This window comes from Pelosinus fermentans DSM 17108 (assembly GCF_000271485.2).
Taxonomy (GTDB): domain Bacteria; phylum Bacillota; class Negativicutes; order DSM-13327; family DSM-13327; genus Pelosinus; species Pelosinus fermentans.
Genome location: NZ_AKVN02000001.1, coordinates 2,596,372 through 2,608,944 on the forward strand (window position 1 = coordinate 2,596,372; position 12,573 = coordinate 2,608,944).

Below are 12,573 nucleotides of genomic sequence, written 5' to 3' on the forward strand. Positions count from 1 at the left end.
ATTTTGCGTATTAAAAATCAACAAATAACCTAACTTGTGAAGTTTGATTGCGTGGAATGATCATTTCAACACCATCAATATCAATGCTGATATTACCATTATTTAAGTTGTTTAATGTACCTACGGTACGTTTCTGACCATTAATTGGTGCAAATGTAGTAATTTCAATTTTATCGCCAATGTGACGGACAAAATCCCTGTCTTTTCTTAATGCACGGTCAAGTCCTGGCGAAGAAACTTCTAAATAGTAACTTTCTTTAATGGGGTCAAGCTCTTCTAATTTTGCTTCAAGCTGCTCGCTTACCCAATGACAGTCTTCAATTTCAATACCGCCTTCTTTATCTAAAAAGATGCGAAGATACCACTCGCGTTCTTTGATATATTCTACATCTACTAATTCAATTGGACTGTTAGCGACAATATTTTGAACAATATTCTCTATCAAATTCTCAATATGCTCTTTTGACATACAAAACCTCCTACCTAAGTATATTTTTCTATTATCTTAGTCTTGCCTAAAAATATGTAAGCTTATACCCTATATTTGGTAGGCTAAAATAACCACTAAGCTGAAAGAGTGGGTATTATACCCACTCTTTCAGCGCAAAAAAAACATTTATACTACCACTTAGTATATCATTATATAGTGGTATTTACAATAACATTTTGATTTAAACAGGAAATTAGAATCGGTTCGCATTAATTAGTTGTTATTCATTATCCGAAAAGCATCATTTGATCCGATTCAGGTAAATCAGTGAGGCAACCGTGGGTTTTTAATATATCCACTACTGTTTTTGATAGACGTGCTCGATTTCTCAGGTCTTCCATAGATGAAAAGGGAATTCCTTCACGTGTAAGGGCAATATTATGCGCTGCATTTTCTCCCAAACCTTGTAGAGAGGATAAGGGCGGTAAGAGTCCATTATCCACAACTAAGAACTTAGTTGCATCTGATTTATATAGGTCAACTCTTTGAAAAGTAAAACCACGCAAATACATTTCCAAAGCCATTTCAATAATAGTAACAAGTCCCTTTTCTTTAACAGTTATATTATTTCCTTTTGATTCAAATTCATTTAACTTATTTCGTAACATAACCTCTCCTTGTAACACAAGTTCTGCATCAAAATCAGTACCTCTTACCGTAAAATAAGAAGCATAAAAAGCTAAAGGGTGATGAACTTTGCAATACGCTATACGAAAGGCCATCATAACATAAGCAACTGCATGGGCTTTTGGAAACATATATTTAATTTTTTGGCAAGATTCAATATACCACTCTGGTACATTTTTCTCACGCAATTTTGCGACATCCTCCGGCTTTATGCCTTTTCCCTTGCGTACACCCTCCATAGTCTTGAAGGCCAAAGAAGGATCAACACCTTTATGAATAAGGTACATCATAATATCATCACGGGCTGAAATAGCTTCAGATAATTTGGCTGTACCTGCTTTAATCAAGTCTTGAGCATTATTGAGCCATACATCTGTACCATGGGAAAAACCACTGATCCGCACTAATTCACTAAATGTTTTAGGTTTGGTGTCTTCTAACATTTGCCGTACAAATTTTGTCCCGAATTCGGGGATGCCAAAAGTTCCAACGTTGCTCCCCAACTGCGCAGGTGTTAAATTTAATGCAGTAGTTGAGGAAAATAAACTCATTGTTTCGGTATCATCCAGTGAAATCGTTTGGGCATCAATTCCAGTTAGATCTTCTAACATGCGAATAACTGTTGGATCGTCATGACCGAGAATATCAAGCTTAACTAAACGGCTACTAATAGAATGATAATCAAAATGAGTGGTAATTGTTCCAGAAGTCTTATCGTCAGCAGGATGCTGTATGGGTGTAAAATGATGAACATCCATATCCCTTGGTACAACCATAATACCTCCTGGATGTTGTCCAGTAGTTCGCTTCACTCCAGTGCAGCCATTAATCAAAGCATTAATGTAAGCATTGCGCGGGGTTATTCCTTTATCATTAAAATAATTTTTCACATAACCATATGCTGTTTTATCTGCAACAGTAGCAATCGTTCCTGCACGAAATACATTGTCCTTGCCAAATAATTCTTCTGTATATTTATGAGCAGTAGGCTGATAATGTCCAGAAAAGTTTAAATCAATATCAGGAACCTTGTCACCATGAAAACCCATAAAAACAGCAAATGGAATATCATGTCCATTTTTTTCCGTAGGAGTATTGCATTGTGGACAAATTTTGTCAGGCAAGTCAAATCCGCCTCCATAGCTGCCATCCGTAACAAATTCACTATATTTACAGCTCGGGCAGCTCCAGTGTGGAGGCAAAGGGTTAACTTCCGTTATATCTGTCATAGTGGCAACAAAAGAAGAGCCAACAGAACCCCTTGAACCTACCAGATAGCCATCGTCTAATGATTTTTTTACTAATTTATGAGCAATAAGATATAAAACAGCAAAACCATTATTAATAATAGCATCCAATTCATATTTTAATCGTTCTGCTACCACTGGCGGCAATGGATTGCCATATAATTGTTCTGCCTTATGATAGGACATCGATCGGATTTGATCTTCAGCACCCGGAATTTGTGGTGAGTAAAGCTCATCAGGAATCGGTTTAATTATTTCAATTAGCTCGTTAATACGTCGTGGATTTTCTACAACGACTTCATAAGCCTTGTCATTGCCAAGATATACAAATTCATTCATCATTTCTTCTGTAGTACGAAAATACAAAGGCGGTTGTTGATCAGCATCACTAAAGCCTTTGCCAGCCATCATGATTCGTCGATATACTTCGTCTTCGGGGTTTAAGAAATGTACATCGCAGGTTGCTACCACAAGTTTATTAAGCTTAACACCAATTTCGCAGACTTTGCGATTGATTTTTCTTAAGCCCTCTTCATTTGCGACCATCCCTTCTCGGATTAAGAAAGAATTATTGCCGATAGGCTGAATTTCCAAATAATCATAAAACTCAGCAATTCTAAATAATTCTTCGTCATTTTCTCCACGCAGTATAGCTTGAATCAATTCGCCTGCTTCACAGGCTGATCCTAATAATAAGCCTTCTCGATACTCCATTAGTATTTTGCGAGGAACACGAGGTGTTCTATATAAATATTTTATGTGGGATAATGAAACTAACCGATATAAATTTCGCAAACCAATACTATTTTGGGCTAATATAATAATGTGACGAGCTTTCTTGAGATCTTCGTCAACTAGGTAGCCTTCCATACCGTAAATTACTTTAATGCCTGCTTTGAGGGCGGCTTCATGAGCTTCTGGGAACGCTTGGACTACACCGTGATCAGTAATTGCAACGGCAGAGTGCCCCCAGTTAGCAGCAGTCTTGATAAGATCTTTGGCTGATACCACAGCATCCATATTACTCATGCGTGTATGAGCATGTAATTCAATTCGTGTTGTTGGAGCATTATCCATGCGCGTGACGGTATTAACCTTGCACATACTGTCAGCATAGAGAACTAGTTCATTGCTGTATTTATCAAATTGAACAGTACCTTTCGCTTTTACTGTCATCCCTTTTTTCAAAATTGCTGATACTTTAGCAAACTGTTCTTTGTCTTTATCTTCAAAGAATACTTTGCCACTAAGACCATCCGTTAAATCCCCCATATCAAAAGTTAAGAGCTGTCGTCCTGAACGTAATTCTCGCAACTCAAAATTTACAAGTTGACCCTCTACTACAATATTACGTGCTTCATCTTGAATACTGCTCATAGGTACCGAGTCAGCTTTAATATTTCTCCCAAAAATAATGGGATTGTCTGCCTTGGCCTCACTAGGGGATTTATGTTCTGTTAATGCTTCTAAATATTCAGGAGTTAATAAGTCTTCATGGCGAGTGACTCTAGTAGTAGCTGTAGTGATACATTTGACAGTGCAGTTTCGATTAAACTCAGCCAATATAAAGGACTGCATATTTTGTATGGTTCCATGAGTGGAAAAGATTTCAGCAGCTAATTCACCGATGGCTTCAATCGTTAGGGTTTGACCATCAAAGTTCCACGTGGCGTTTGTAAGTAAATGTTTAATAGAATGTACATTATTAGAGATTTTAGCAACGAAATCTAACCAATTATGTGCTAAATAATCTTCTAATACTTTAATACTTTGAATAAAATTTACTTTTTTTAAACCGCAATCAGTGCAGAACTTTTCTTCCGCTACCATCAACATGTTTGTGGATAATTCTTTTGGTACAGTTATGAATATATCCCAAGTACTTAGCGCAGTATGAACCTCAACCTTGGTAATTTTGCAATATTTAATTAGCTCTTTATCTTCGCTTTTTATTGGTAATTGTGAAAGGAAAGACAAGAATTTCTCAGGATTATCAGGTATAATACAATAACTATACATTGTCACAAACCTCTTTCGTGATCAAACACTCTTTAGAAATATAATAAGGGATAAGAGAATTTTGATACTATATCATTTTTATATTTTAACATAGTTTTTATAAAATAGAGAGTGTAATTGAAGACCTACTTAGTATATATATCAACAGAAAGTATACCCCAAAAGAGATCTCAATTCTTTTTAGGTATACTTTCCCTACTATGCAAGGGGCATAAGTTAAAATAACATTGCTATTCTATTGAACCAACCTTTAAATGATGCGTACCATTTACCAGTGAAACCAATACTTGATTGTCATAATACTCAAGAATATTAATAGCAGTATTATCTTGCTTTATATTCCATAGATAGTTCAAATGGATATTAAGCACTGCACATAAAATAGTACGTATGGTTCCTCCATGAGAAACAACAACAATTGTTTGGTCTGGGTGTTTTTCCACCAATTTTGTTAAGGCAATGGTAGATCTTTCTTTTACTGCTCTAAAGGTTTCACCTTCTGGGATTTCAATTTCATCAGGATGAGTAAGAAGCTTAGCCATCAGATCTGACCACTGATCATTGATAGCAGCGTAGGTAAGACCTTCCCATTTACCAAAATTAATTTCCCTAAATTCAGGTATAGTTTTAACCTGCAGCTGATGCTTTTTAGCAATACATTCGGCTGTCGCAAAGGCACGGCATAAATCACTGGCATATACAGCAGAAAGTGATTCTTCTGCCAGACTATTTGCTGCCAGATTAGCTTGTCGTATGCCTTCTTCAGTTAAAGCTACATCACAATGCCCTTGATATTTCATTTCTAAGTTCCACTGTGTTTGTCCATGACGGACTAAAATCACTTTTGTCATTAAATTCCTCCTAACAATCTTTTTAATGTATCGACTAAAATATAATTTTGTTTCTTTTGTTTTACAGCTACCCGAATATATTCTGAAGATAAGCCTGGGTAATTACTACAATCACGAATTAAAATATTATGCTTTTCCATAGTGTTTCGTAATTGCTTTGCTGTCATAGCTGTCTCTTTAATATTTATTAAAATGAAATTTACAGATGGTAAGTATGGTTTTAATTTTTTTATTGCTAATAAGTTATTATATAACTCTATTTTTGCTTCTGCAACATAGTCTTGGCTTATACGTTGATAATCATTATCAGACAATGCCACAACACCAGCATTTTGCGCTAAAGTATTAACATTCCAAGGATCTTTTCCTGCGTGTAACATCATGGTAATTCTAGGACTGGCTAGACTAAAACCAAGTCGTAGCCCTGGTATGGCGTAAAACTTGGTAAGTGAATGCAAAATGATAAGGTTTTCATATTGCGTTAATAAATGACGGCAAGTGTACGTAACTGCATTAGGTAAAAAGTCGATAAATGATTCATCAATGACTACATAAGTATTCTGTATTCTAGCGACTTCTAATAGCTTTTCTAGCTGTTTATTTGTCAATAAGGTACCAGTTGGATTATTAGGATTGCAAATGAATATCACATCGATATCAGTGAGTCGTTTAGTTAGTTTTTCTATATCAATCTCAAAATTATCTCGCTCATCAAGATAAAAATATTCGATATTTGCTCCACTAGCCCTTGCTGCACATTCGTATTCACTAAACGTTGGTGCCGTCACCAATACTCGTTTGGGGGCTAGCATATGACATAAAATGTACATCAGCTCTACCGCTCCATTACCTATTGTTATTGATGCAGAGTCTACTTGATAATGTTGGCTGATTGCATTCTTTAAAGCATAACCTTGTGCATCAGGATAATGGATAATGGATTCTAGAGACTCATGTAATGTTTGTCGAATTTTATCTGAAATACCTAGAGGATTAATATTAGCACTAAAATCTAATATTTCAGATAAACCGCCGCCTGTCTCTCGCATTTTAGCATACAAATTACCGCCATGTTCAAAAACATTGAGTCCACTCATTACTATCACCTTCTTGTTTCTTTAATCCACCAGAAATAAATTTTACAATACGCAAAAATTTAACACTATCACAATGCCTATTGATTTCTTCGATACAAGGCGAACAATGATGCAGTTGATTTGGCGGAAATAGGATTCCAACCACAGTACCGCTGTGAGCAATATTTACTCCTACTGCTCCCCAGGATAAACTAATGCTGATCATTTCTTCTAAATAGGGTTTAAACAATATTTTCTGATTTGCTAGTGCACTAAGAGTAGCTCCTTCACCAAGAAGAGAGAGATCATTTGTAGTAAGTCCTTTAACGATTAAATTCATAGCTTCTTGTACTTGCAACTCCTTAGCTTGGTTTAATTTTTCTAAGTCATTGCGTTGATTAAAGTAAAGGGTATCTATTTCTCCTCCAACATCAAGAATTGCAATATACATTGGAATTGCATTTCCTAAGCACTGACGAATCTGTCCTTGTATATGATCAAATAATACAATACCTGGATAGAATATACCATCGGTAGGTTCTATCGATAAAGCAATATCAGCTATTTCATCAGGTGATAAAATCTTTCCGCTGCTTAAAGCAATACTTTGGCAAGTGGCACTAATATCTGCACTGCTGGAAGCCATTCCTTTACCAATTGGTAATTCTGATCTTAGATTGACATAAAAATTATCCGTAATTTTTAAATAATGGAGTGTTTTCTCGATAGCGGACATAATCTTATTGCCAACATTCAATGATGCCGTATCCTTACATGGTTTTACTGTCACTTCAGAATATAGATCAATGGGACAAGTAATCAAAAAGTTTTTTCCAGCAATTGTACCTTGTGCTAATTCACCACAAGACCCAGGAGCTTTGACTGTTACCCTCATACAATTGTTCTCCAATGAAGTTATTATTTTTAGATGCATATTACATTTGACGATATACAATATCTACTAATTAGTACAAAAATACAAGGAGTAAAACTATTTCGGTTATTTCAGTAATTGCACCATAAATATCACCAGTCAAACCCCCGATTAGTTTTTTTACATAATTAGAAAATAGTAGAGTAACAACAATCACAGCAAATAGACTCACAATAGCCTGCTTACCCAAAGGTATTATAAATAATAAGGTGAGTACGGTGGCAATGCATAAAGTGTATTTACCTGCATATTGAGCAAAAGCTTTACCGATGCCATCAGGGCGGGCATAGGGAAATACAGTAATTCCAATGACCATTGCAAATCGACCTACTAATGGCATCATAAACAAAGCTGTAGGAAGCCCTTGGGGAGGAATGTCCATAATGAGCGACCACTTTAGTATGGCAAGCAATACAAAAGACATCACACCATTAGCTCCAATTCTGCTGTCTTTCATTATTTCTAACATTCGGTCTTTCGATCGACCGGAAAAAATGCCATCCATAGTATCCATGAAACCATCACAAGTTAGACCACCAGTAAGTAAAACATTAGAAATGATCAAAAAAATTGCTAATATATGGGGTGGTAGATACATCCCAATATAAGGGAGGAACTCAGCCAATACATGATAAACTAGCACGAGAATAATCCCAAGGATAGCACCTATTAAAGGGAAATATTTGACACTTCGGCCAAAGCTTTCAGGTGACCACTCTGATTGTTTAGCAATTTGAATTCGCGTTAAAAACTGTAATCCTGTTATAAAATTATTCATTTTTATTCTATAGCGTAAGTACGCTATCCTCCAACATTGTCAATTTTAGCACTGCTTAAAAAATATTATACCATCAGCTTAGAATAGATGAATAAACTCGCAATAAAAAAAGCCGTTGTTATGTACATGATATGAATTGTCTGTTTGATATGAATTGGAATTAAAGGAGTTTTTCCTTCTCCCATGTAAGCACGTTGTGAAGCGATTCCCCCATAATAATTTAAACCACCTAAGCGGATGCCTAGCGCGCCAGCGACAGCTGCTTCTGATAGTCCACTATTAGGACTGGGATGTTTTGCTGCATCCTTCCAAATTGTCTTACTTGCTCCGATAAAGTTAAAGCGCAGCACAATTGTAGCTAGCAGGATGAAGAGCGCTGTTAAACGCGCTGGAATATAATTAAAGAGATCATCAACACGAGCTGCGCACATGCCGAAATCCTTATATTTATCGTTCTTGTACCCCACCATAGAGTCCAGAGTATTTACTGCTCGATATAAAAACGCTAATGGAACTCCACCAACTATAAAATAAAAGAGGGGGGAAATAACACCATCAACAATATTTTCTGCGATGGTTTCTACTGTTGCCCTTGTAATTTCTGGAACAGTAAGTTTATCTGTATCTCGTCCCACAATCCAGCCTACCTTAAATCGAGCTTGTTTTAAATCACCAAATACTAAGTAATAGTAAATTTCATTTCCTGCCTTAGCTAAACTGTTAGGTGAAATTGTAAGGCTCAACAAAAGAGCTCCTCCAAGAAATTCGGCCCAGGGATGAATTTGAGATAAGAGTTTTAATATCCACCAAGTAACACTATAAGTTATCCCTAAAACTAAGATTACAAGCAGCATACCAGTTATTTTTTTAAATCTATGAGAATATCGAGGATTTAATAGCTTTTTTTCAAAAAAAGCAATACAATTACCAATCATTACTACAGGATGCAGAGAGGATCGAGGGTCGCCAAGGAATGTATCAATTAATATGGCAACTAGTGGCAGATATTGCTCCATTTTATTCTGAACCCAGAAGTGTATAAATTAATTCCATATTAAGACTATTCCTCACTGTGTCTGCTAAACGATTATAACTATTTTCTTTTCGGGTGTGAGTGTCATTCACTGATTCAATAGGAGCTAAACCTTTACGTATTCTTAAGGAATTCAGTAGGTTACGGCGATATTCATCATTATCAAAAATACCATGGATATAAGTTCCCATGACTAAGCCATCCGAACGTACCACCCCATCAACAGATGTTAGTGGCTGATCTGATCGACTAGTGATCGTAAAAGCGTGTTGGAGATTATCCAAAAACTCAGTACGTCCCATATGAATTTCGTATCCTGTCAAATCATCACAGCTAAATTTTACGCCTAAGAAACCATTATTATTACAGATAGCAGTTACTTGATGAGTCACTTTACTAGGTGTAAATGTTGTGGCAATATCTAACAGTCCGATACCTGCAATACTATCTAAATTCGACTCTGTATGTTCAGGGTCTGCTATTTTTTTCCCTAACATTTGATATCCACCGCAAATACCAATAAGCGGAGTACCTGAGTTTACTAATTCTAAGATTTGTTCTTCATATCCTTGTTGGCGTATATATAATAAATCTTCAATCGTATTTTTACTTCCTGGTAACAGTATAAGATCAGGTTTGCCAATGGACTCGCCTTGTTTAATATAACGGACATTGACATCTATTTCACTGGCAAAGGCCGCAAAATCTGTAAAGTTAGATATTTTAGGTGTTCTAATGACTACGATCTCAAGTTCACGGACGCTCATTATTTGTTTATCATCAAGAGAAACTGAATCTTCATCGTCAATGCCTAATTGATCAAGATGTGGCACTACACCTACTACAGGTTTACCTGTTTTTTCTTCTAAAAATTCTAAAGCCGGCTTTAATAGATCGATATCGCCACGAAATTTATTAATAATAATTCCCTTAACTAAATCACGTTCATCAGGATCTAATAATTCCAAGGTACCAACAACAGATGCCAAAGCGCCTCCGCGATCAATGTCGGCGATTAATAAAACGGGTGCTGTCAGCATTTTCGCAATACGCATATTCACAATATCATTTGCCTTGAGATTTACTTCAGCTGGGCTGCCAGCTCCTTCAATCACGATGACATCAAATTCAGAACCTAAATGATCCAAACACTCTTTAATAACACCTAATGCTTTGAGACTGTAACCAGTATGATATTCTTTAGCTGTCATATTACCGATGGGTTTACCCATTAAAACAACCTGTGAACAAGAATTACCTGTTGGTTTTAATAAGACTGGATTCATTTCTACTACAGGTTCCAAACCAGCAGCTTCTGCTTGGGCAACTTGAGCTCGGCCCATTTCGCCACCTGTTTTAGTTACATATGAATTTAAAGCCATATTTTGTGCCTTAAAAGGTACTACCCTTTGTCCATCTTGTAAGAAGATGCGGCATAAAGCGGTTGTTATTATGCTTTTTCCCACATGTGAGCTTGTTCCTTGTAGCATAATGGTTTTAGCCATGATGTACCTCCTTAGAAATCTGCAGAGCTATTTTCTTTAATTCGACAGGCAAACCACAAATGACCAAGTATACTTCATCAGATTCGGCAGCTATTTTTTGATTAACCATACCTGCGATATCACGATATTCACGAGCCAGCGCATTTTCTGGCACAATACCCATACCTACTTCATTTGTAACAAATATTACTGTAGCTTGACTTTTACGAGAAGAATACAATAATTTATCGATTTCTTCCATGATGTATTGATATCTTTCTTCTCGCTTGGCAGGTGTACTATCTGACAATAACAAATTACTCGTGTATAATGTCAAGCAGTCGAATAAGATAACATCCGCTTTTTTAGCGGCCTCCAGGAATATTTGGTCAGCATGATATGGTGCTTCAAATGTTTGCCACGTATCTGGCCGACGTTTACGGTGCAGATTTACGCGGCTTTGCATTTCTTGATCATAAATATGAGCAGTAGCAATATACGCTACTTGATCGGATTGTGCAGCGGCATATTGCTCAGCAAAAACACTTTTCCCACTTCTGGTACCGCCTGTAATAAGTACAATTTTTCCTTGCATTTATATCAATCTCCCAAGGATCTTTATTTTCTTTCTTGTTTAAACTCCATACATTTAGTAAGAAAACGCAAGGCATTCTGCTCATTGCCAGCAAAATGCATATGCAGATAAGAGGCAACTATATTTTTATGAGCATAACCACCAGAATAAACTGCTCCTGTACGTGTTTTCTTAAACTCAAAAGCCCAGGGAAATGGTTCCTGAATATCGTCGTCGTCATGAGTCATCTGTGAAAAATGAAACTCATGACCTCGTAAGACATCTCCTGCAGCACATAAAACACTATCAGTCAACGCAGTTGCCTCTACATAACCCACCGTTTGCAATTTAGATTGCATATTGCATTTGGCTGGTATTACTCCCACCATATCATATTCTTGTCCATTAAAATCAATAATCTTTTTGGTCAAATACATAAAACCGCCACATTCAGCATAAAGGGGCATACCTTCCCGGCAGGCTTGCCGAATGGATTCATGCATGCTTGTATTGTTAGTTAATTCATTGACAAACATTTCGGGAAATCCACCGCCAAATATCAAACCATCAACTGGAGGAAGTGTACTATCTTTGATCGGACTAAAGGGGATGATTTCTGCCCCCAAAGCTTTAAGAACATCAAGACTTTCTGGATAGTAAAAGGAAAAAGCTTCATCTTGTGCGACACCGATACGTATATGTAGTGGCGAGTGATGAAAATCATTTGTCTTTTCTGATTTTGTATTTAAGGTTGAAGATTGATATGCGATTTTTAAAAGCTCTTCAAGATCAACTTGAGCAGAAATTTGTTCTTGCAATTGACTCATCATACCATGAGCGTTATGTTCCGTAACTGGAGTTAAACCTAAATGTCGTTCTGGCATATGTAAGGCTTCATTACGATAAATACTACCTAATACAGGAATTTTTATTTTTTCTAAGGCTTCACAGATCATATTCTGATGATTTTTTGATCCCAATCGATTAATGATGACTCCTGCCAAATTGACCTCTTGGTCATACATTTTAAACCCTAGTGCAATGGCTGCAGCGCTTTCACCGATAGACTTTGCATCAATCACTAAAATGACGGGAGCATCGAGCAGCTTTGCTATAGCAGCTGTGCTGCTTATACCTGTACGGCCTCCATCATATAACCCCATTACTCCTTCAATAATAACGATATCATTATCAAGAGCTGTTTTAGCAAAAATAGGTACTAACTTATCGGCCGGGATTAACCAAGTATCTAAATTATGTGCGACTTTTCCACTTGCTAATTGATGATATCCTGGATCAATATAGTCAGGTCCTACTTTATAAGATTGAACGGTAAGACCTTTTTGCTTTAAAGCTGCTAAAATTCCTGTAACAATCGTGGTTTTCCCCACACCACTGTTTGTGCCCGCGATAATGATACGTGGGATCTTAAAGTGGGACATAGTTCTCCTCCCTCCTTA

General features: G+C 36.6%; 10 protein-coding genes. All 10 read right to left on the reverse strand.

Translation table 11 applies throughout. The features are described from left to right. Positions 1 to 10 precede the first annotated feature (10 nt). The 10 genes from FR7_RS11965 to FR7_RS12010 all read right to left on the reverse strand — a co-directional run bounded on the left by FR7_RS11965 (position 11) and on the right by FR7_RS12010 (position 12,555). Entirely contained in the window at positions 11 to 469 is a 459-nt protein-coding gene (locus FR7_RS11965) for a ribosome maturation factor RimP (RefSeq protein WP_007934205.1), read from the reverse strand. Between the two features lie 248 nt (positions 470 to 717). Next, positions 718 to 4,383 carry a PolC-type DNA polymerase III gene (locus FR7_RS11970; RefSeq protein WP_007934203.1) on the reverse strand — a complete coding sequence of 1,222 codons (3,666 nt, stop codon included), beginning with the start codon at positions 4,381 to 4,383 and terminating at the stop codon, positions 718 to 720. A gap of 230 nt (positions 4,384 to 4,613) precedes the next feature. Further along, positions 4,614 to 5,234 (reverse strand): histidine phosphatase family protein, encoded by a 621-nt coding sequence (locus FR7_RS11975; protein ID WP_007934201.1) that lies wholly within the window; start codon positions 5,232 to 5,234, stop codon positions 4,614 to 4,616. Then, entirely contained in the window at positions 5,234 to 6,331 is a 1,098-nt protein-coding gene (cobD, locus tag FR7_RS11980) for a threonine-phosphate decarboxylase CobD (protein ID WP_007934197.1), read from the reverse strand. Before cobD ends, FR7_RS11975 begins: the two co-directional genes overlap by 1 nt. Further along, the gene (locus tag FR7_RS11985) at positions 6,309 to 7,205 is read right to left on the reverse strand and encodes a GHMP family kinase ATP-binding protein (protein WP_007934196.1); all 897 of its coding nucleotides are present in this window, start codon (positions 7,203 to 7,205) and stop codon (positions 6,309 to 6,311) included. Before FR7_RS11985 ends, cobD begins: the two co-directional genes overlap by 23 nt. 70 nt (positions 7,206 to 7,275) lie before the next feature. Further along, positions 7,276 to 8,022, reverse strand: coding sequence for an adenosylcobinamide-GDP ribazoletransferase (gene cobS / locus FR7_RS11990; RefSeq protein WP_007934195.1), 747 nt, complete (start codon positions 8,020 to 8,022; stop codon positions 7,276 to 7,278). A gap of 65 nt (positions 8,023 to 8,087) precedes the next feature. Next, on the reverse strand, positions 8,088 to 9,038 hold the full coding sequence (gene cbiB / locus FR7_RS11995; protein ID WP_007934194.1) for an adenosylcobinamide-phosphate synthase CbiB: 951 nt from the start codon (positions 9,036 to 9,038) through the stop codon (positions 8,088 to 8,090). A 1-nt stretch (position 9,039) separates the two neighbouring features. After that, positions 9,040 to 10,560, reverse strand: a complete 1,521-nt coding sequence (locus FR7_RS12000; protein WP_007934193.1) for a cobyric acid synthase — start codon at positions 10,558 to 10,560, stop codon at positions 9,040 to 9,042. Further along, on the reverse strand, positions 10,553 to 11,134 hold the full coding sequence (gene cobU, locus FR7_RS12005) for a bifunctional adenosylcobinamide kinase/adenosylcobinamide-phosphate guanylyltransferase (protein WP_007934191.1): 582 nt from the start codon (positions 11,132 to 11,134) through the stop codon (positions 10,553 to 10,555). Before cobU ends, FR7_RS12000 begins: the two co-directional genes overlap by 8 nt. Before the next feature lie 23 nt (positions 11,135 to 11,157). Further along, entirely contained in the window at positions 11,158 to 12,555 is a 1,398-nt protein-coding gene (locus tag FR7_RS12010; RefSeq protein ID WP_007934189.1) for a cobyrinic acid a,c-diamide synthase CobB, read from the reverse strand. Positions 12,556 to 12,573 lie beyond the last annotated feature (18 nt).